This is a genomic window from Modestobacter sp. SYSU DS0904, from assembly GCF_054051115.1.
Genome location: NZ_JBJHAQ010000001.1, coordinates 42081 through 62427, shown reverse-complemented (window position 1 = coordinate 62427; position 20347 = coordinate 42081). Strand labels below are relative to the sequence as shown.

Annotated in this window: 18 protein-coding genes and 3 pseudogenes; 12 read left to right on the top strand and 9 right to left on the bottom strand. The window is 71.5% G+C overall.

Going from position 1 to position 20347, the window contains the following annotated elements:
• Positions 1 to 211 precede the first annotated feature (211 nt).
• Entirely contained in the window at positions 212 to 1579 is a 1368-nt protein-coding gene (locus ACI79U_RS00310) for an amidohydrolase family protein (RefSeq protein ID WP_457065316.1), read from the top strand.
• A 27-nt stretch (positions 1580 to 1606) separates the two neighbouring features.
• On the opposite strand, the gene ACI79U_RS00305 is transcribed toward ACI79U_RS00310, so the two are convergent.
• Positions 1607 to 2527, bottom strand: coding sequence for a Rieske 2Fe-2S domain-containing protein (locus tag ACI79U_RS00305; protein ID WP_457065318.1), 921 nt, complete (start codon positions 2525 to 2527; stop codon positions 1607 to 1609).
• Positions 2528 to 3164: 637 nt separating this feature from the next.
• Here ACI79U_RS00305 and ACI79U_RS00300 point away from each other — a divergent pair.
• From ACI79U_RS00300 to ACI79U_RS00285, 4 genes and pseudogenes are all read left to right on the top strand, one after another.
• On the top strand, positions 3165 to 3356 hold the full coding sequence (locus tag ACI79U_RS00300; protein WP_457065320.1) for a hypothetical protein: 192 nt from the start codon (positions 3165 to 3167) through the stop codon (positions 3354 to 3356).
• Positions 3356 to 3589 (top strand): annotated as a pseudogene (locus ACI79U_RS00295) (MFS transporter); the annotation flags it as partial. The gene ACI79U_RS00300 and the pseudogene ACI79U_RS00295, both read left to right, overlap by 1 nt.
• 103 nt (positions 3590 to 3692) lie before the next feature.
• On the top strand, positions 3693 to 4031 hold the full coding sequence (locus ACI79U_RS00290; protein WP_457065454.1) for a hypothetical protein: 339 nt from the start codon (positions 3693 to 3695) through the stop codon (positions 4029 to 4031).
• 15 nt (positions 4032 to 4046) lie between these two features.
• Positions 4047 to 4202, top strand: a pseudogene (locus ACI79U_RS00285) (hypothetical protein); the annotation flags it as partial.
• Positions 4203 to 4935: 733 nt separating this feature from the next.
• Here the strand turns inward: ACI79U_RS00285 and ACI79U_RS00280 are convergent.
• Positions 4936 to 5454, bottom strand: a complete 519-nt coding sequence (locus ACI79U_RS00280; RefSeq protein WP_457065322.1) for a nucleoside deaminase — start codon at positions 5452 to 5454, stop codon at positions 4936 to 4938.
• A gap of 202 nt (positions 5455 to 5656) precedes the next feature.
• Here ACI79U_RS00280 and ACI79U_RS00275 point away from each other — a divergent pair, with 202 nt between their 5' ends.
• From ACI79U_RS00275 to ACI79U_RS00245, 7 genes and pseudogenes are all read left to right on the top strand, one after another.
• Positions 5657 to 7009, top strand: a complete 1353-nt coding sequence (locus tag ACI79U_RS00275) for an amidase family protein (protein WP_457065324.1) — start codon at positions 5657 to 5659, stop codon at positions 7007 to 7009.
• Complete coding sequence (locus ACI79U_RS00270; RefSeq protein ID WP_457065326.1) at positions 7006 to 8349, top strand: amidohydrolase family protein; 1344 nt, start codon at positions 7006 to 7008, stop codon at positions 8347 to 8349. The genes ACI79U_RS00275 and ACI79U_RS00270 overlap by 4 nt, the downstream gene beginning before the upstream one ends.
• A gap of 222 nt (positions 8350 to 8571) precedes the next feature.
• Positions 8572 to 8754 (top strand): annotated as a pseudogene (locus ACI79U_RS00265) (cupin domain-containing protein); the annotation flags it as partial.
• 249 nt (positions 8755 to 9003) lie between these two features.
• Complete coding sequence (locus ACI79U_RS00260; RefSeq protein WP_457065456.1) at positions 9004 to 9651, top strand: hypothetical protein; 648 nt, start codon at positions 9004 to 9006, stop codon at positions 9649 to 9651.
• Between the two features lie 377 nt (positions 9652 to 10028).
• Positions 10029 to 11180: a DUF429 domain-containing protein gene (locus ACI79U_RS00255; RefSeq protein ID WP_457065328.1), complete on the top strand. Its 1152-nt coding sequence runs from the start codon at positions 10029 to 10031 to the stop codon at positions 11178 to 11180.
• Positions 11181 to 11798: 618 nt separating this feature from the next.
• Entirely contained in the window at positions 11799 to 12518 is a 720-nt protein-coding gene (locus tag ACI79U_RS00250; protein WP_457065330.1) for a class I SAM-dependent methyltransferase, read from the top strand.
• Between the two features lie 828 nt (positions 12519 to 13346).
• Complete coding sequence (locus ACI79U_RS00245) at positions 13347 to 13796, top strand: VOC family protein (RefSeq protein WP_457065332.1); 450 nt, start codon at positions 13347 to 13349, stop codon at positions 13794 to 13796.
• Positions 13797 to 14045: 249 nt separating this feature from the next.
• On the opposite strand, the gene ACI79U_RS00240 is transcribed toward ACI79U_RS00245, so the two are convergent.
• From ACI79U_RS00240 to ACI79U_RS00210, 7 genes are all read right to left on the bottom strand, one after another.
• Positions 14046 to 15023 (bottom strand): AAA family ATPase, encoded by a 978-nt coding sequence (locus ACI79U_RS00240; protein WP_457065334.1) that lies wholly within the window; start codon positions 15021 to 15023, stop codon positions 14046 to 14048.
• Between the two features lie 143 nt (positions 15024 to 15166).
• Positions 15167 to 15598 (bottom strand): hypothetical protein, encoded by a 432-nt coding sequence (locus ACI79U_RS00235; protein WP_457065336.1) that lies wholly within the window; start codon positions 15596 to 15598, stop codon positions 15167 to 15169.
• Between the two features lie 299 nt (positions 15599 to 15897).
• On the bottom strand, positions 15898 to 16023 hold the full coding sequence (locus ACI79U_RS00230) for a hypothetical protein (RefSeq protein WP_457065338.1): 126 nt from the start codon (positions 16021 to 16023) through the stop codon (positions 15898 to 15900).
• A gap of 755 nt (positions 16024 to 16778) precedes the next feature.
• Entirely contained in the window at positions 16779 to 17177 is a 399-nt protein-coding gene (locus ACI79U_RS00225) for a VOC family protein (protein ID WP_457065340.1), read from the bottom strand.
• Positions 17174 to 17722, bottom strand: a complete 549-nt coding sequence (locus ACI79U_RS00220) for a DinB family protein (RefSeq protein ID WP_457065342.1) — start codon at positions 17720 to 17722, stop codon at positions 17174 to 17176. Before ACI79U_RS00220 ends, ACI79U_RS00225 begins: the two co-directional genes overlap by 4 nt.
• Positions 17723 to 17955: 233 nt before the next feature.
• Positions 17956 to 18597 (bottom strand): hypothetical protein, encoded by a 642-nt coding sequence (locus ACI79U_RS00215; protein WP_457065344.1) that lies wholly within the window; start codon positions 18595 to 18597, stop codon positions 17956 to 17958.
• 573 nt (positions 18598 to 19170) lie between these two features.
• The gene (locus tag ACI79U_RS00210; RefSeq protein WP_457065346.1) at positions 19171 to 20343 is read right to left on the bottom strand and encodes an MFS transporter; all 1173 of its coding nucleotides are present in this window, start codon (positions 20341 to 20343) and stop codon (positions 19171 to 19173) included.
• Positions 20344 to 20347: the final 4 nt, after the last annotated feature.

The following is a 20347-nucleotide window of genomic DNA, read 5'->3' as shown; positions in this document are numbered from 1 at the left end:
CCCGTCGCCACGGCGGGGCGGCCTGCTGCAGGCCTCCCGGCGGGTGCCGGGCTCGTGACGGGGAAGAATCTCGCCGGGGCCGATGACGGCCCCGTCAGGCGCGCGTTGCGAACGTGTCAACAGCCGTTCCAGGCCGCGTGACGTGCACGACATCCCGCGGTCGCCCCGGTTCTCCGGCCCTAGGGTCGAGCTCCCCGTCCCGAGGAGTCCGATGCCCAGCCGCCTGATCACCGCCGACCACGTCGTCGTCATGGACGACGCCAGGTCGGTGCTCGCCGACGCCGCCGTCCTGGTCGACGGCCGCGCGATCGCCGAGGTGGGCGACGCCGCGGACCTGTCCGCCCGGCACCCGGCGGCCGAGCGGGTCGACCTGCGCGGCCACGTGCTTCTGCCCGGCCTAGTCAACGCCCACCATCACTCCGGCATGCTCCGCGGGACCGCCGAGCACCTGCCGGTCTGGGAGTGGCTGCGCCTGCACATCGACCCCATGCACCGGGTGTTGCGTCCGGCGGAGGCCGAGGCGGCAGCGTGGCTCTGCTACGCCGAGGGCTTGCTGTCGGGCACCACCACGGTGGTCGACATGTGGCGCTACATGGACGGCGCGGCCCGGGCTGCGGCAGAGCTGGGCAACCGGCTGGTCACCGTCAACTACGTCGGCGCGCACCCCGACCACGACTACTTCGACAGCCTCGACGACAACGAGCGGATGCTGCGGGAGTGGTCGGGCGCCGCCGGCGGGCGCATCGTCCCCTGGGTCGGGCTGGAGCACCCCTTCTACGCCGACCGGGCCGGCCAGCAGCGGGCGGCCGAGCTGGCACGCGATTACGACACCGGCTTCTACACGCACTGCAGCGAGGCCGAGGTGGAGGTGGCCGACTTCGAGGCGAAGGTGGGCGCCCGGCCGATGTTCGCCCTGGAGCGGCTCGGCCTGCTCGACGTGCCCCGCGCGGTCATCGCCCACGCGGTGTGGCTGGACCAGTCGGAGGTCGAGCTGCTGGCGCAGCGGGGGGTGGGCGTCTCGCACAACCCGGTGAGCAACATGAAGCTGGCCAGCGGCATGGCGCCGGTCCGGGAGCTCCTGGCCGCGGGCGTGCACGTCGGCCTCGGCACCGACGGGGAGAAGGAGAACAACAACCTCGACATGTTCGAGGAGATGAAGGTGGCCTCGCTGCTCGGCAAGCTGCGGGACATGGACGCCGCGGCGATGGACTCCTGGGACGTCCTGCACATGGCCACCCGTGGCGGGGCCGCCGCACTCGGGCTGGACGAGCGGATCGGCTCGCTCGAGCGGGGCAAGGACGCCGACCTGATCGCCGTCCGCGCGGACACGCCGCGGATGACCCCGCTGCTCGGCAGCGGGCCGTACGCGAACGTGCACCACAACCTGGTGCACGCGGTGCGGGGCAGCGACGTCGCCCTGACCATGGTCGCGGGCCAGGTGGTGGTGCAGGACGGGGAGCTGGTGACCGCCGACCTGGGCGAGCTGGTCGGTCGCGTCCGTGCCCTGGTGCCCGGCCTGTTCGAGCGCCGGAGCGCCTGGCTGGAGTCGGCCGAGCGGCCGCCCGGCCTCTACGGATGACCGCCCGGCCCGGTCACCCGGGGACGGTCACTCGTCAGGGGTGAAGCGGCCCGTGACCAGATCCGTCCACCGCCGCCGGATGGCCAGCGAGGCGCGGTCGGCCTTGGCATGCGCGTTGAGGTGCGGAGCCAGCGGATAGGACCCGCGGATCCGGTCGAGCAGGACCCGGTCCTCCTCCTCGGCGATGTCGTCGAAGGCGACGATGTCGGCGGCCGTCCGGTCCTCTTCGCGGTCGGTGCGCAAGACGACCTGGATGTTCACGCTGCGCTCGTCGTCGACCGGGGTGATGGCCTTGACCATCATGTGCTGCAGGCCGTCCGGATAGGTGATCGTGATGACGCCGAAGAACGGCATGTGCAGCCGGGACACCGTCCGCCGGACCGTGGCGCCGGTCTCGCCCGGACGGGCGGCCACCGGCGTCTCGGCGCGCACCTCCAGCCCGTAGGCGGTGGGGACGACGGTGCTGTCGGTGAGCTCGGCGAGGTCCGGGTCGCCGAAGCTGCCGCGGTGAACGAAGGCCACGTGGCCCGGGTCGAAGTTGTTCTCCAGCAGGTGCATGGCCGTGCAACCGAAGGCCCACTCCCGCTCGGGCACCACCCGCCAGGCCGGGTCATCGAACTCGGGCACCGTCGGGATGTCGCAGATCGGACCGCCCTCGGCCTCGGTCGCCAGGCAGATAAACACCATCCCGTAGCGCTCCTGGACGGCGACCATCGTCAGCCCACTCTTCGTGGGGAACGGCGCCGTCGGGAACTGCGGGATCCGCTGTGTCCGTCCCTGCGCGTCCCACTCCCACCCGTGGTGAGGGCAGACCAGGTGGCAATCGGCGACCGAGCCCATGGACAGCGGGGCGTCCCGGTGCGCGCAGCGGTCGTGCGCCGCGCTGACCGGCCCCTCGGCCTGCGGACGCCACAGCACGAGCTCGGTCCCCAGGACGGTGCGGGCCACGGGCCCCTCCTGCACCGCGTCCGCGAAGCACACCGCGTACCAGAAGCGCCGGAAGACCCGGCTGCTCCGAGAGCACCAGGTGGGCAGGCCCGGGGTGGCGGTTCTCCCGGACCGCTCCGTCGGTCTGGTGCTCGGCGATCGTGCTCATGCAGGTGTCCTCTCGGAGGGGCGGGCGGACGTCACCCGCTGGTGTCCGGACAGGACACCGGGCGGACGTTGCGCAACGGTTCCCAGCACGTGACGACCAGGCACCGGTGCACCGCTGCACCGGTGGCGACGCCGCCGGGTCGGCGTGGCCCCGTCGGCAGGCGACCTGCTCCCGGCCGTACGGTGGCGGAGGGAGCCAGCTCCCCGACGTACACCGGGGCGGTCTGGGTCGCCCCGCCGACGGCGTAGCCGATGACGATTCGGGACAGCGACAGGGTGACCGGGTCCGGCGACAGCGACGCGGCGAGCCGAGGACGAACACCGTGGCGACGATCAGCAGCGTCCGGCGCCGGCCCAGCGGTTCGTTCAGCGGGCTGCACACCGGGGCGCCGATCACCTGCTCCCAGCCGCTGCCGGTGCCGAACTCGTCGCTGATCTGCAGCAGCGCCCCGGAGATGACCCGGTGTCGTAGCCGTGAAGCAGGCCGGAGATGGCCGACACCAGCGCCACGACCACAACCGCTCCGGTCAGCCCACCGCCGTCGTCCCGCTACGTGTCGGTGCCGGACGTACCGGGGATGGGCGCGGCGGTGCGCTCGGACGCGGTGATCGGACTCTCCCGTTCGCCGGCGCTGCGCGGAGCCCCTTCGCTGGAGCTGCCTGGCGCTATCGCTGCCGCCTGATGCTGTTCTTCCAGATCGCCATCGGCGTCGGCCTCGTCATCGCCACGATCGTCGGTGCCAGCGAGAGCGTCGGCTGGCGGGTGGCGAGCGGCGCGGCGGTGGTGCCCAGCGCCCTGGTGCTCGGGCTGATGCTGCGCCGGCCCGACAGCCCGCGCTGGCTGGTCGAAGCCGGGCAGGACGCGCGCGGGAGGCGCTCGAGCGGGTCCGCCCCGCCGGCGCCGACGCCTCCCCCTGAGCTGCGGGGGATCGACGAGCCGGTCGAGGCAGAGCGGACGGCGAAGGCGAGCGGCTGGCGCGGCTGCGCGAGCTGTGGGTCCGGCCGGCGCTCGTCGTCGGGTGCGGCCTGGCGATCTCTACCCAGCAGTCGGGCATCGAAAATGCATCGTCTACTACTACCCGACGATCCTCACCGACAACGGCTTCTCCGACACCGCCGCGCTGCGGGTGCCGGTCGCCCTGGGTTCGACGTACCCTGGTCACCCAGCTGATCCTGCTGGCGATCATCGACCGCGTGGGCCGGCGGCGGCTGACCCTGCCGGGGCCGCGCTGGCGCTGGCGGTGCTCGGTACCTTCTTCGTCACCGGCAACGACGGCGAGGCACAAGTCCTCTACATCGTCGCGACGCTGATCGTCTTCATGGCCTTCACGGCCGGCGGGATCCAGCTCATGGGCTGACTCACCGGCTCGGAGATCTACCCGCTGGCCACCCGCGAGGCCGGCGCCGCGGCCCAGTCGGCCTCTCTGTGGGGCACGCACCTGCTCATCACCCACACGCTGCTGGCCATCATCGACACGATCGGCACCGGCCAGACGTTCTGGCTGTACGCCGCGTTCAACATCGCCGGTCTCGTCTTCCTGTACCGGAGGATGCCCGAGCTCACCGGCTGCAGCCTCTTGCAGATCGAGGGTCGGCTGTCCGACGGGCACTTCCGGCCGGCGGACTTCGCCGGCCCCGCTAGCCCCCCGGGCCGACGTTCACCCTTCCCACTCCGGCGGGTAGCACCGGGCGATGAGCGGCAAGACGGCGGAGGACTACGCGGACGACTACACGAGCCCGAGCTGTGGGCCCTCCTCAAGGAGGAGACCAAGCCCGGCGACCGGGGCGGCGGGCCGGGTCGGTGGAGGACCCGCAAGAGCCAGCTCCTGACGGCAGAGTACGAGAAGCAGTGCGGAGGCTACCGGCACGAAGGCGAGCGCCCCCGTCGCAGCAGCACCTCGTTGAGTGAACGGAGCAGGACTGGCACACCGCGGACGGCAGCGCCCTGGCCTGCGACGGGGAAGGGACCGCGCGCTGCCTGCGGACGCCGCCTGGAAGCTGCTCAGCGAGGAGGCGAAGCAGGCCACCGACCGGGCGAAGCGGTCGGGGGCGAGCCAGCACCTGCACAACACCGAGGCGGCCCGGCAGGGGCACACGGGCGCCGAGCTGATCGACGTCCCCACTCCCGAGGCACGCAGCGCGTGGCCGCCATGGAGGACGAGGCGCAGCTCGACCGCGCCGAGCGGGCCAAGGACGAGCTCGGCCGGGGCCGGAAGGCGGTGCTCCGCACCATCAACGAGCGGCGCAGTGAGCACTAGGCCGTCAGCCCCAGAAACCCTCGTGGGCGGTCGCTGCCTCGTCCTCCAGCAGCGGGCCGACGACCTCGATGTCCCGTTGGCCGCGGACGAAGACCTCGCGGCAGGGCAGGGAGAAGGTGGGGTTCTCCGGGTGGTCGCCGGTGAGCGCCAGGAGCCGGTGCTCCGACAGCGCGTAGACCACGCGGGAGACGCCGGTCCAATACACCGCCCCGGAGCACATGGCGCAGGGCTCGGCGCTGGTGAAGAGGGTGGCCCGGTTCATCTCCTCAGGCGGGAGGAGGCGGGCGGCGGCCGCTACCGCGCGCAGTTCCGCGTGCTGGGTCGGGTCCCCCTCCGGCGGCAGCGAGTTGTTGCCCGCGGAGGCGATGACGTCGCCGTCCCCGCTCACGACCAGCGCGGCGAAGGGGTGCCTACCCTCGGCCCGGGAAGCGTGGGAGAGCCGGATGCACTCCTCGAGGTACGCCCGGTCGGTGGCGGTCAGCCGGTCGATCGTGCCCGCACTCGGCGGCAGGTGGGGTGTCACCCGCCGAGCATGCGACGGGCATGTCAGCCCCTGTGTGCGGCCGTGTTTCTGTGCCGTGAACCTTCCCCTCGGCGGTCCGGACGGCGTCCTCGAGATCCCGGGAGTTATCGCAAGGGGAACACCGCGGACGCCCGGAACGCATCCGGCGTCCATAACGTCGCTCGCACCGACAGCCGCCCGAGTTGTCGCCGAGGGAGTCGCGGTGCCGCCGAACCTGACCCGCCCTCCGACCACGGCCCAGGACGCCGTCCGCGGCGCGCTCGCCGCCCTCGCGCAGGACCGCGACGGGCCGGAGGACCCCGTCAACTCGGTGGTGCGGCCGGCACCCGCGGCGCTCGCCGAGGCGGCCGCGATCGACGCCGGGCGGTGGTCCGGCGGGTCCCTCCCGCCGCTGGCCGGGCTGCCGCTCACGGTCAAGGACGCGTTCGACGTGGCCGGCCTGATCACCGCCGACGGCGTGCCCGGGCACCGGCACGTCGCGGACCGGGACGCTCCCGCCGTCGCCGCTCTGCGCGCGGCCGGGTGCGTCGTGGTGGGCAAGACCAACGTCCCGGAGCGGCTCGCCGACCACCAGGCCCGGTCCGCCGAATTCGGGCACACCCGCAACCCGTGGGACCGAACGCGCACCGGAGGCGGGTCCTCCGGCGGTGCGGCCGCCGTCGCGGCCGGGCACTCCCGGCTGGACCTCGGCAGCGACATGGTCGGCTCGGTGCGGATGCCGGCGGCCTGGTGCGGTGTCGCGGCGCTGCGGCCCACCCACGGCTTGGTCTCCAATCGGGGCCACCTGCCCTGGCCGTCCCGGCTGCGGCTGGAACCGCCGGCCGCGACGGTAGGGCTGACGGCCCGCACCTGCGCGGAGCTGCTCCCTGCCTGGGACGCCCTGCTCGCCGGCGCGGCCCTGCACCCGGGACCGGCGGACACGGCTTCCCCACCGGAGCGCGCGCCCCGGCTGGGCCTCTGGCTCCCCCCAGTGTGGCCAGCCACCGATCATGAGACCCGCCGGGCCCTCCAGCGGTGGTGTGCCGAGGCCGCGGACGCAGGCTGCGACATCGTTCCGGTCACCCCGCCGAAGGCCGGCCGGCCGGAGGCGGAGCTGTACGGCCGCCTCGTCGCCGCCCAGATCGCCCACGGCGCGGGGGACCTCGGGCTAGCCCGGCCGCTGCTCGCCGACCTGGAGGAGCAGGCCGACGTCGTCGCCGCCTGGGAGGTCAGCGTCTTCAGCGGCCCCGGCGCGGTGGACGCGCTGGTCTGCCCGGCGGTGGCGACCACCGCCCCGCTGCTGTCCGACGTCCCCGCCGCGCAGCGCACGGCGACCGTCGACGGCGTCGAGGTGCCGGCGGAGTCGCTGTGCGACTGGTCGGTGCTCACTTCGGTCGCCCACTGCCCCTCGCTGGTCGTCCCCGTGGGGCCCGGTGACGAGACCGGCCTCCCCGTCGGCGCCCAGCTCCTGGGGGCCCCAGGCTCCGACCGCACCCTCCTGCAGCTGGGCTGCCGGCTCCAGCAGCTCGGGCTCGTCCGCTTCCGCACCCCGTCCCCCTCCGGAGCACTGGCATGACCACCGAACGGACCTGCGACCTCGCCGTCACCGGCGGGACCGTGTTCACCATGACCGGCGGCGACCCGCTGCCGGGGGCGACGGTCCTCGTGGACGGCGGGGTGATCGCCGACGTCGTCCCCGCTTCGGTGCCCGTGCGCGCCACCCGGGCCATCGACGCCTCGGGCTCGGCGGTGCTCCCGGGCTTCGTGGACTCGCACACCCACGTCGCGTCGAACATGCTGCTGCGCGGCCTGCTGGAGGACACCGAGCTGTTCGCGTGGCTGGACACCATGTGGCGGCTCAAGCAGAACTTCGACCACGAGACCCTCTACTGGGCATCGATGTGCGGCCTTGTCGAGATGGCCAAGGCGGGGATCACCAGCTTCAACGAGCACTTCGACGCATACGCGGTGACCCCGCAGGTCCGGGCCCTTACGGACCTCCCGCTACGGGCCACGCTCGGCTTCGGCTTCGCCGACCGGGGCGTCTACGCCGACGTGGCCCCGTGGTCGTGGAAGGCGGTCGAGGACTTCGACGCGGCGTCTGCCGTCGCCGTCGCCGCCGGGGTCGACGGCGACCGGCTGCGCCTCGGGCTGTCCCCGCACGCGCCCTACTCCTGCACCGGTGACCTCTGGAAGGCGCTGCGCGAGCTGGCCACCGACCGCGGGCTGCCGATCCACACCCACGTAGCCGAGGGGCTGCGCGAGCAGGCCTTCATGGAGCAGACCTACGGCCGCACCACGGTGGAGTGGCTCGACGACCTCGGCTTCCTCGGCCCCGACGTGACCGCTGCGCACTGCACGCAGCTCACCGCGACCGACATCGCGCTGCTCGCCGGCGCCGGGGTCAAGGTGGCGCACTGCCCGATCAGCAACGCCAAGCTGGTGTCCGGGACGATGGACCTCCGGGGGCTGCTGCAGGCCGGGGTCACCGTCGGGCTGGCCACCGACGGGCCGGCCAGCCACAACTCGCTGGACATGTTCCAGGAGATGAAGTTCGCCGCCGCCATCCACAAGCAGGCGACGCAGGACCCGACCTTCCTCACCACCGGCGAGGCGCTGAACCTGGCGACGGCCGGTTCCGCGGACGCGATGCACCGCCCCGAAGTGGGTCGGCTGGCGGTCGGCGCACCGGCCGACCTGATCGTCGTCGACCTGGACCGCCCCCACACCGCGCCGGTGTACGACGCGGCCGCCGCGCTGGTCTACAGCAGCCGGGCCGGCGACGTCACGCACACCGTCGTCGGCGGTCGCGTCCTGGTGGACGGCGGTGAGGTCGTGGGCCTCGACGAGGCGCGCATCGTCGCGACTTTCCGGGAGAGGGCCTACGCCCTCCGCGACCGCTCGCTGAGCCGGTAGCAAGACCGATCCGCCCAGCCCGCCGCTCTGGCAGGCTGGACCGGCGGGTAGCCGGACGCGCCCGGCTACCCGGCGGTCAGGTATCGCGGTGACGAGGGCGAACGGAGCGGCCGGCTGCGCCGCGCTGGCACCGCACCGGAGCTGGTCGGCCCGGCCACCGAGATCAGGTTCCTGGCCACCGCCGTGCAGACCGACGGCGAGTTCGGCCTGTACCCGGACACGATGACGGGCCCTCCTACGGGCCCGGGCCCGCACGTCCACCGCACGATCTCCGAGTCGCTCTTCGTCCTGTCCGGCACCGTCCAGCTCTACGACGGCGACTGGTACGACGCCACGGCCGGGGACTTCCTGCACGTGCCCGTCGGCGGGGTGCACGCCTTCCGCAACGCCTCCGGGGAACGCAGGGAGATGCTGCTGCTGTTCGCGCCCCGGGGCACCGCGGGAGTCCTACTTCGGCGCGAACATCGCCCGGGCCGCGGCCGGCCTCGAGCTCTCCGAGGAGGAGCGGCTGGCCTTCCTCCGGGCGCACGACGAGTTCGACGCCTGACCCGCCGCCCAGTGGTACCAGCGCGTCCTCGGCCTGCAGGAGATCCGTCGGTACAGCGCGGAAGGCGCCGGCTCGCCGCGTGTCCTGCTCGAGCCGAACACATTTTCGTGCTCGGGCTTTACCGGCCCGACGACGGATCATCGTCCGAGCCGTTCGACCGCCGCCGCACCGGCCTCGACCACCTCGCCTTCGAGGTGGCCGACGAGGCAGAGCTCGACGCCCGGATCCCCCACCTCGACGAGTTGGGCGTCCCCCACTCGCCGGTCCGGGTCCTGGACCTCGGGCGCTTCTGGCGCAACCGCGTGCAGAAGACATGGCCTGACGAAGGCCCCCTGACCAATGTGAGCCGAACCGAAGTCGACCTGATCGAGGGCGTCCAGCCCTATCGAGGAGTCGACCTCAGCAAGGACCCCGAGGGATCAGCCCGGAGGCCGCCCGCCGCCCTCACACAAGTGAACAACGCCTACAAGCGCACAGCTGTTGCCGTTGCCTGCTTGGCCATGACGGGCAGCCATCATGTGAGCTCCGTCAAGCCGGAGCTGCCCGTCAACTCCTGTGATGCCCGAGCTCCTGACGCCCTTGGAGCCGGGCATGAAGATCACCCGGTACGGACTTCTTGGCCCAACCCCGTCCGAGTTCCGGCACTCTTCAACCGGCCGTCGTCGGTCCGGTTCACAGACCAGCTCGGGCTCAGCGTCGGCTCTAACGAGCTGCCCGACATGTGGGACGCCGTCCTCCATGTGATCAGTCCCTGAAACCGGGAGATCGCAGGCGCTCAGCCGTCGGAACCAGCCAAGCGGCGCTGAGCCATGTCTCTAGGGGGCGCCATCCGGATCAATCAATGCAGGTCAGCGGCTCAGTCCGCCTCGCAGGCCCCGAATGGGCAGGCGTGTGCGGAAGTACCGTGTCCCCCCTCGGACACCGAGTTGAACCCTCACGGCTACCGGCCGCTGGGGGTTCTCCCGTTCCTGGCGTCGGCACGTCTGCGTGATGGCTGAGGGCTTCATCGAACGACCGGCTTGCCGTGGTTCTTGGACGGGTCCTGGTCGTTCACTCACTTGCAAGAGATCGGCTGAACTGGGGGCGGTCCCGCGCCGTCACTGGAGGGAGCACCGCTTGGCAGACTGTGAAGATGATCAGTGCGGAGGCGACCCACAGCACGTCGTTCTTCCTGGGTGTCGATCTCGGCTGGACGACCGGTGCCACAGGAGTGGCGGCGGTTGACGACACAGGTCGCCTGACCGCATCTGGACGGCTCAAGACCGACGACGAGATCACCGGATGGGTAGCGGCACAGCCCGGTCGGGTCGTCGTCGCTGCCGTCGACGCCCCCCTGATCGTGCCCAACGAAACCGGTCAACGCGTTCCGGAGAAGCTGATAGGTCAGGCGTTCGGCGGTTTCGGCGCGTCTGCCCACACCTCCAACCGCACCCGCTTTCCAGGCGGCGACACGCGCGCCATGAGGTTGGCTCAGCGCTTGGGGTGGGCGGTGGATCCCCAGACGCCCACCGGTGGTGACGTTGGCGTCTGCATCGAGGTCTATCCGCATCCTGCGCTCGTGGGTCTCTTCCAGCTTCCGTACCGCCTGGACTACAAGAAGGGCAACCATCAAGGACGGGCGCCGGGATTCCGGTCGTTCGTGCAGCACCTTGAGTCCATCCCGGAGTTGGACCTGGCCAGTAGTCCGCGATGGGGCCACCTAAAGCAAGTACTCGCCTCGCCGCGCCCCGGTGACCTCACCCGCATGGAAGACGAACTGGACGCCGTCGTGTGCGCTCACCTGGCGTGGCTGTGGCACCACCGGCGCCGCTCGCTGGAGGTCTACGGCGACGTAGAAGTCGGCTACATCGTCGCGCCGCCCCCGCCGCTGCACCGACCGCAGCAACCCGAGCGCCGTGGCGGTGATGGTTGTGTGCCGGCAGCCGGCCGCTTCGAACGGGTGATCCGTGGCAGGCCCACCGGCTACTCGGCGGGCACCAACGATCAGCGATGGAAGGCGGACGTCCGGTCGGCGTTCACCGGCTGCACGCTTCCGGCCGGGTGTCGAGCGCAAGTCGACCTCGAATTTCTGCTCGGTCAGGACCAGAGAGGGCGTAGCGAGCCGGACCTCGACAACTTGATTAAGGCGGCGATCGATGCCCTCGTCGGCGTAATCGGCGTGCGACCAGGGACAGGGCTGCGCGTGGAAGCGGACGACGTACGGGTCGACCGCATCACGGCATCCAAGCGCCCCACCGGCGCGGACGAGGATCCGGGCGCCCGCATCACCGTGACCGAGCTCTGACGTGACCGCACATCAACAAGCTGGATCGACTCGCCGCGGACGGCTTGTCAGGGACGTCCTGCGTGTTCTCAGGTGGGGCAGCTGACCGCCAAGTCCCTGCTGGTGCCCGTCATGTATCAGTGAGTGGCAGTCGTGCGTAAGTAGCGTGTCGCCCCTCGGACACCGAGTTGAACCCCCACGGCCCACAGGCCGGCGGGGGTTCTCCTGCTTTTGACGTCGGCACGTCCGCTGGATGCCTGGAGGACTTTGTCGAACGACCGCCTGGCCGTGGGCCTCGGACGCGTCTAAGTCATCCAGGCACTGGCAGGGATGGACTGAACCGGGCGCGGTGCCAGCCTGTCACCACCAGCATCAGGCCAGGGTGCGGCAGCAGTCGTACCGATTAGCGCCCCCTGCGGTAATCTCCACCGGACGGGCATACGGCACGTCCGCCGCACGGCGCAACGCCTGACCTGCATCCTTCCCGTTGAGCGTTCCCCTGTGAGACAGGTGCCGACGGCCTGCAGTCGCTCGCCCAACGACTGATCTTCGCTAGCAGTGGGTCTCCATGTGGGCGGCCCGTCGTCGTGCTCCGGTGACCCTCTCGCTGCGGGGTCCCTGACCACTAGCGTTCCGGGCGTGCCCCGGACCGACAACGCTTCCCAGCCCGGCTGGCGTCTGGACCAGGTGGCCAGCGCCGGGCGCGAGAATCTCGATGCCCAGCACGTGGCCCGGTACGACGCGATCGAGGACGCCTCCCCGGACCGCGAGGTGGCACTACTGCAGCAGTGGGGCCTCAGTCCGGAGTCCGTTGTCGTGGAGTTGGGGACGGGCACCGGCCAGTTCGCGGTCGCGGCGGCACGCGTCTGCGATCGGGTCGTCGCCGTCGACGTGTCTCCGGTCATGATTACCGAGCTGCAGGCCAAGCTCACCCGCGAGCAGGTCAACAACGTTGACGTCGTGCAAGCCGGCTTCTTGGACTATGAGCACGAAGGCGCAGCCGCCGACGTCGTCTACAGCCGGTACGCCTTGCACCACCTGCCCGACTTCTGGAAAGGCGTAGCTCTGGCACGCATCCACCGGACGCTGCGCCCCGGCGGACTCCTGCGGGTCTGGGATGTCATCTACTCATTCGGGCCCCACGAGGCCGAGGACCGCCTCGAGGCATGGTGCGCCACCGGCGGACCCGACGATGGCAAGGGATGGAGCCGCGCTGACTACGAGGAGCACGTTCGGGACGAGCACTCGACCTACACCTGGCTCTTCGAAGCCCTGGCGCAGCGGGCCGGCTTCACCATCGAGGTTGCCGAGTTCTCCGAGGACGGCATCTTCGCGGAGTACGTGTTTCGCCGTCGGTAAGGTCTCCCGGGCATCGATCGATCCTCTACTGGCATCTCTCGGGCGTTCGCATCATTGGCGGCTACGAGCTCAGCCTCACGAAACGTCAATGGTCCACTCCCCCACAGCACGGACGACGACGGCTATCAGGCCCGGCGGGCAAGGCACGGAACCCGCGTAGTCGTCGACTGTTGACCAGCGACCGTCCTCGATCGGCAGTGGTGGGGCGGGCCACGACGGCGAAGTGCCTCCTGGCCTGATTGCCGGTGATGTGGGCGATGCCGCCCGGGTCCTCGTAGAGGAGCACGCTGTCGCCTGACCCGACAACAGGTTCGCCGTGGCGAAGGTTGTCTGCGTCGTCGACCGCATTGGTGCTCACCGTCCACCGGCCGGTCGCCTTGACCTCAAGCCGCACGATCGACCCCTTTCCGGGCAACGGCAGGAAGGTCGTACCACGGTAAGCAACAACGGTGTTGACCAGCGCACGGTCCCGATTGGGCAGGCGTCTGCGGAAGCACCGTGTCCCCCCTCGGACACAGTCGTACCCGGTGTTCCTGCAGGCAGGGGCCCGGGGTGTTCCTGTGCCCAGGTCCACGCGGGCCTCCCTGCACCGCCGTGAGACCTCGTGGTGACGATTTGTACCGTCGAAGGCGCCGAGCACCAGGATGGTGCCCCGGAGCAGGTCCAGCGCCACCGACCCGCGGACCGCTCAGTGGGCGCTTCCCTTCCTCGACTCGCTCCCGCTGCGGCGGACGGCGACGCGTGCCGGTGCCTGGGTCGACGTCCCGCCACCGCAACGCCGGCGCGCCTGTGTGTGCGGTGACGTCACCCTGCGGGGCTGCTCATCCGATGCGTGAACTGGCCCGCGGCGCAGCCTTCCGCGGAGCAACCGCACGCCTGACGGAAGATGTTGCGATGGAGGTGTTGAGCAGCCGCATCCTGCTGCGACCGACCGAGCCGGCGCGGTCACACGCGTTCTACGGCGACGTCCTCGGCCTGGCCGTCTACCGGGAGTTCGGCCCACCGGAGCATCGCGGCGTCGTCTACTTCCTCGGCAACGGCCTGCTCGAGGTCTCTGGTCGTGCCGAGCAGCCACCTGTGGGGCTGGGCCTCTGGTTGCAGGTACGGGACGTCGCCCGGGAACACGAGCGGCTGGCGGACGTCGGTGTCACGGTGACGCGACCGCCTCGAGCAGAACCCTGGGGACTGGTCGAGATGTGGATCGAGGACCCCGACGGCGTCCGGATCGCCGTGGTCGAGGTTCCCGACGACCACCCGCTGCGCCGCGACCAGCGCTGAACCCTGATCGGGGCACACCAACCGGCATGCCGGTCCGCCACTGGCGGGACCGCCGAGGTGTCGCCACCCCGCCCGGACGCGGCGGGCACAGCGGGACCGCACCACGCCGGGGTGGGGCCGGCGTCCGACCGGCTGTCACCACGGGACCGACGGTTCGGCGGAGGCTCGAGTCACAGCCGGGACGTCACCACCGTCCTGGACGCCACCCGAGCCAGCGTCGTCATCGGAGAGTTCGGCTCCACACGTTGACTACTCGCCCAGCGTGCGGACAGCCTCGGTGAGGTCGCTCGCGGTGAGCGTCGACACGTCGGCACGGTCGAGCGCATCCACACTCCGGCCCTTGTCCCGCGTCAGCCGCAGCGCCTGGCGGTTGAGCGACTGCTCGAACAGCGTGCGTGCGAAGCGCGCGTTGCCGGACTCCTCATCAGAACTCAGGCCAGCGAGGGTGCGGCGGAGCGTCACCTCAGCACCAGGCTCCAGCACGTACTCGTGCTGGGCCACGATGTTGGTGAAGATCGCTTCGAGTTCCTCCGTCGAGTAGTCGGGGAACTCGATCTCACGAGCGAACCGCGAGCGGAGGCCGGGGTTCGAGCGCAGGAACGACTCCATGAGCCGGGGATAGCCGGCCACGATCACCACCAGGCGGTGGCGGTGGTCCTCCATGCGCTTGAGCAGCACCTCGACCGCCTCCGGCCCGAAGTCCAGCCGGCCGTCGCCCTCCGGGGCCAGCGAGTAGGCCTCGTCGATGAACAGGACGCCGTCGAGTGCCCGGCGGATCACGCGGTCGGTCTTGATCGCGGTCGCTCCGACGTACTGCCCGACCAGGGCAGCCCGATCGACCTCCACCAGGTGCCCCTTCTGCAGCAAGCCGACCGCCCGGTACATCTCGGCCAGGAGCCGCGCCACCGTGGTCTTGCCCGTACCGGGGTTCCCGAGGAACACCAGGTGCTGGGACGTCGCCGCCTCGGGCAGGCCGTGCACCTTGCGGCGCGCCTGCACCTGCAGGAAGGCGACGAGCGCCCGCACCTGCTCCTTCACCGCTTCGAGCCCGATGAGCCCATCGAGCTCTGCCTGGATCGCCACCAGCGGCCGAGCCGGCCCGGGGCGGCCGCCGAAGAGGTCGCTCACCAGGTCGTCCACGCCCCGCAGCCCGGACCGCGGAAGTTGATCTCCCAGGCGACCGACGGTCTCACGCAGGTCGTCGAGCGGCTTGCGGTTGGAAGCCATGCCGTGAGCTTATGGGCCGTGGAGGTGGCGGACCCATCGTCAGATTCCCAGGACTGGGTCGTCGGCGGGGTCGATCACGCGGGCCTGCGCGAACTCACAGCCTGCCGGCCGTCCTCACTCCGCTGGGTCGTACCTCGGAACGGTCACGCGTGCGTCGTCAGCCCCCGCCGCAGCCCGTCCATGGCCCGCGCGAGGCTCACCCGCGGCACCCAGCTCCACCCGCGTGCTCGGTCGGTGAGCAGCTGTCCGGTCCACACCGGCTCGTCGGACCACTGGGGCGCGACCCCCAGAGCGTCGGTCACTGTGCCGAGGTGGTCCCCCCGCGTCGCCGACTCGCCCGCGACGATGACCGGGGTCGTCCCGCCGGCCACCGGGCCCCGGTCCGGGTCGTCGGCGGTGGCGACGGCGCCCGTGGCAACGTCCGCGATGAAGGCCGCCAGGTCATCGACGTGCACCCACGGCCAGGTCCTCGCCGGGTTGCCCCGGCGCTCACCGCCGAGGACGGCCTTCGGTTGCAGCGTGTTCCAGACCGACGTGTCGCCGGCGCCCAGGATCACCGGTGGGCGGACCAGCACGGTCGTGAGCCCGCCGACCTTCGCCAGGGCGGCATCGGTGGCGTTCTCGGTGTCGACGTAGTCGCCGTCGGCTGGGCATTGGTTTGCGACGTCCGCTAGTGGCCCCCTCGTAGGGAGGGATCAACTGAGCAGGGGCAGTCCCGACGACCAGCTCGTGGCCGTGAGCGGTGGTGCAGGCATCACCGTGGGGCACGAGAACCTCCGGGCGGATGGGCCTTCGACAAGCCACACACCCCACTCGGAGGTTCTTCTCAGTCCAACCCCCGCCCCACCGTCACCAACGTCCTGGTCGGGTACAGCTAGGCGGGGTCCAACACGCCGACATGGGCCAGCAGTCTGACTGCGGCCCCGTCGTCGCCGCCGACGACAAGCTCGACGAGCTTCGCCAACTCCGGGTCTCGATCCGCAGGCACGTCCTTGACCACCGCTGCACCATCCTGCGGTCGAGTGCCGGAGACCCGCACTCGACGCCCATCGTGACGGTCCTCGATCACCAGCTCCCCATCGAATCCAGGCTCGTGAAGTTCCAATCTCGTACGGGCACCGTCATCGTCCATGAGGGGCGGTTACCCGCGTGCGCACCTTCAACGCAGCAATCCTGTCGCCGGGCTGCCGCCGGGAGACCGCAGGTCACCGACCGCTGACCCGGCGATACGGATACGACTGACCCAGGCGCTGGTCGAGCTGCCGGGAACCACCGTCCAGGGACTCCTGCGCCACCTGGCTCCCGACGACAACCGCACCGTCGCCCTCGTCGTCTCAGCCCTCTCCGAAGTTCACGAACAGCACAGTCGTCCCCATCCCACCGCGCCACCGAGTTCTGACTTGGCCTGGTCGTCCACGAACACGCTGGTGATGTTGATCCGGATCACGGGTCGAGGTCCTCTCGGTGGGTGGGCCACCTCTAGACGATCGAGCGCAGCGGGCTCGTGTCGATGTCGTGGAAACTTGTATCGGCCCTGCCGCCGGGTGTGTCAGTACCGAGCCTCCCCTGAACCCGGCACGAGACACCCGCCGGTACTGGCGGGTACCCCGCACCTCCTTGACCCGGACGGGATTCCGACGGTCCTGCGGCTTCTGCAACCTGACCTCGGCATACGGCAGAGCCGCAAGAGGATCGGCATCTGGAAGCCATCGGTCGGCTGGAGGGCTCCCGACGCCAGGCGCCCCGGAGCGCTGCTCAGGGGTCTTGCGCGACTTCCCACCCCAGCCCAGTGGGAGAGGCGAAAGCGGCAGTGCGCTTGCCCCACGGTCGGTCCACGGGCCCGTTGAGCAGGTCCACCCCACGGCGGGTCAGCTCGACGCAGACCGCGTCGACGTCGTGCACCCACATGGTCAGCATCATCTGGGCGTGGAAGTTGATAGCGCTCGTCGCGGCCGGGGCGACCAGCTCCTCGGCCTCATCGACCGACAGCAGGTTCAGCGCCGTGTGCCCGAGCATCAGCACCGCCGAGTCGGCGTCAGCGAAGGCAACGGCCAACCCGAGGACGTCGCGGTGGAAGGCCACCTCGGCCCCGACGTCGGTGACGAACACGGTCAGGGCCCCGAGCGAGTCGGCGCCGGGTAGCAGGTCGTTCACTGAGACGCCTCCGGCGAGAACTGGTTGGCGGAGCCAGCGTCAGGGTCGCTGAACTCGGTCATGACGAGGTGTTGGTGGCCGTCGATCAGCTCGCGCACCACGTCGAGGTGGCCGGCGTGGCCGGCCGTCTCCGTGATGACGTGCAGCACGGTGGTGCGCAAGTCCAGGTCGGGCGTCCCGGGGAAGGCCGTCAGCGGCCAGCGCGCCGAGGGTGCGTCGAGGGCTCGTGCTCGGATCAAGCGGTCGCTGCGGCGCGCCTCGGCCCGGTAGGCCTCGACGACGTCACTGGCCCGCCTGTCCTCGGGAATGCGCCAGACCTGGTCGTCGGAGGGGAAGGTGAGCCGCTCACCGGCGACCACGACCCGAAACCAGAAGCGCTCGACGTCGATGGTCAGATGGCTGAGCAGGCCCAAGGGCGTCCACCCCGAAGGGACGACGGACCGGCGCAGCTCCTTCTCGGTCAACCCTTCGAGAACGTCAAGGACGTGCGCGCGCTGGTGGTTCAAGGACGACAGCAGAGCCTCGCGTTCCGGGGTCTCGTGCATGCCGGTGAGACTGCCGCACGAGGGGGACCTCGTCGCCGGACAGCGGGCCGTCGGAGGAGCGGACTCGTCGTCCTGGTGCACCGCGCGCGGCCGCGGATGAGCCCCTCGTGCCGGTCGACGACCAGGACGTCGACCCCCTGGTGGGCCAGCACCAGGGCGGCGGTGACGCCCCCGGCCACGGCTGCCACCGCCGCGCCGCGAGTGTCCCCGCGGCGGGTCCCCGGCACCCGCGGTCAGTCGATGGTCAGGTCCCCGGCCGACGGCACCTCGACGTGGTGGCCGATGTCGGTGAGGGCGGTCGCCTCCTCCTCCGGCAGGCCCAGGCCCTGGACGAACGCCTCGTCGTGGGACACCAGGATGCCCTGGAAGGTGACCACGTCCCCCGGTGCCACGTCGGCCGGGGACTCCCCCTGCTCGGTCAGCTGCACCCACATGCGGCCGGAGTCGGGGGTGCCGACCCAGAACCCCTCGTCGGTCGGAACGGACAGCACCGGCAGCTCCGTGCCGAACGCCGGAGCGCCGGCCAGCTCGGCCAGCTCTCCGACGGCGTCGGCGTCGGACCGGGCGGCCAGCTCGAAGACCGACGTCCCGCCCACGATCAGCTGCCCCGGCTGGAGGGCCGTCCCGCTCGCCGCGGACGTACCGGAGTCCGGCGTCGGGGAGTCCGTCGTCGGCGAGGCCGCCGTCGGGGACTCCGTCGTCGGCGAGGCCGTCGCGTCGACGGCGCTCGTAGCGTCCTCATCGGCGCCGCAGCCCGACAGCACGAGGGCCAGTGCAGCCGCTCCGGTGACTGGCAGCGCCAGCAGACGGCGGCGGGTGGTCCGCGAACTCCGCACGGGTGCCGGCCGGCGGGGCGCGCGGTGTGCCTCGGTCATGGTGCTCTCCTCACCCGGCTCAGGGCCGGAGACGTGATGTGCACGGCGACTCGGTCCACCCCTGCGGCGGACCGCCCCCGGGGAATCCCCGGGGGACCGGCTCGCCATCCGGCACTGGCGCCAGCGTCACGCAAGTGACACATCACCGGCCGTCGACCGACGCATGTGTGACGGCCGGGGACTCGGTGGCCCGGCCCTTGCCCGGACGGCCACGAAACAGGCACCGCCTACCGGCCCGTGCGGCTGGACCGACAATGGCGCCTCCCGGCCCCGGTGCCCTCGATCTGCTGCTCACGAGGACCGACGTCCAGTCGGCGACGCCCTGAGATCGGCCCACGCCGCGACGCTGGAGAACAGCCCGCGCAGTCCGCACGGTCATGGGTCGGGTAGGCGTGTGCGGATGTACCGAGTCGCCCCTCGGACACACCTTGCACAACCCCCACAGCCTCAGGGCCGTGGGGGTTGTGCCGCTCGTGGCGCCCGCCCGTACGTCCGGTGGGCGGCCGGTCCACCGCACCGGCGGCCCGCTCGTCGTCGTCCGGTCGCCGGCTGGTCTCCCCACCGGTGGCTGGATCACCGGCGCCGGCTGCCGTCCGCAACACCAGCTCCCTGGCTGAGGTGGCTGTCCGGGGAACCGGCGCTGGCAGCGAGGGCAGCTGCCACGAGCGCGAGGACCCCGAGGACGGCGAAGAGGGCGGTCGGTCCCCCCGCAGCGGCGGCGACGGCGGCTCCGAACGCGGGGGCCAGCGCCGCGGCGACGCCCAGCGGCGCGCTGTAGGCCCCGTTCAGTGCGGCGTACCGGTCCGACCCCCAGTGGTCGGCGACGACGGAGGCGCTGACCAGGGTGAACAGTCCCCGTGCGGCTCCGCTGAGGACGGCGACCGCGACGAGCAGCGCCGCGGGTCCGGGGACGACGGCCAGTGCCACCATCGCCAGCGCCATGGCCGTCAGGACCAGCACGGCACGTGGATTCGGGGGCAGGCGGCGGTCCAGCGCCGGGTAGAGGAGCCGCCCGGCGACCTGCCCTGCGCCACCGAGCCCGAGTGCCCACGCCGCCAGTTGCACGTCCATCCCGCGGTCGATCAGCAGCGGGACCAGGTGGACCAGCGAGGCGTAGGAGACCAGCGATGCCAGCGCCCCCGCGGCGGTGAGCATGACGAAGGGGCGGCTGGTCACGACCTGGCGGTCCGGGGGGCCGTGCTGCCGGTGCACCGCCGGGCGCCAGGGCAGACCGAGCGCCAGCAGGTGGACCGGGACGGTGAGCACCAGGTAGGCACCGCCCAGCGCCAGGTAGGCGCCGCGCCAGCCGAGTCCCTCGCCCAGCAGGGCGGTGAGCGGCGCGAAGACCGTCGAGGCGAACCCGGCGACCAGGGTGAGCGTCGTGATCGCCCGGACCCGGCGGCCGCCGTACCACTGCGTCAGAGCGGCGAAGGCGGGCGGATAGGAGGTGCCCGCACCGGCTGCGCCGACCACCAGCCAGGCCACGACGAAGACCGGGTAGCTCGGCGCCAGGGCGACCGCGGCGATCGCCCCGGCACCGAGGAGGCTCCCGGTCGTCATCACCGGACGCGGCCCGCACCGTTGGAGCAGCCGGCCGACGGCGATGCCCCCGACCGCGCCCAGGACGCTGCCCCCGGAAAACGCCGCGGTGACGGCCGTTGCCGACCAGCCGGTGTCGCTGACGATCGCTGGTGCGAGGACGGTGAAGGCGTAGTAGAGCACCCCGTAGCTCATCGTCACGGTCACGCAC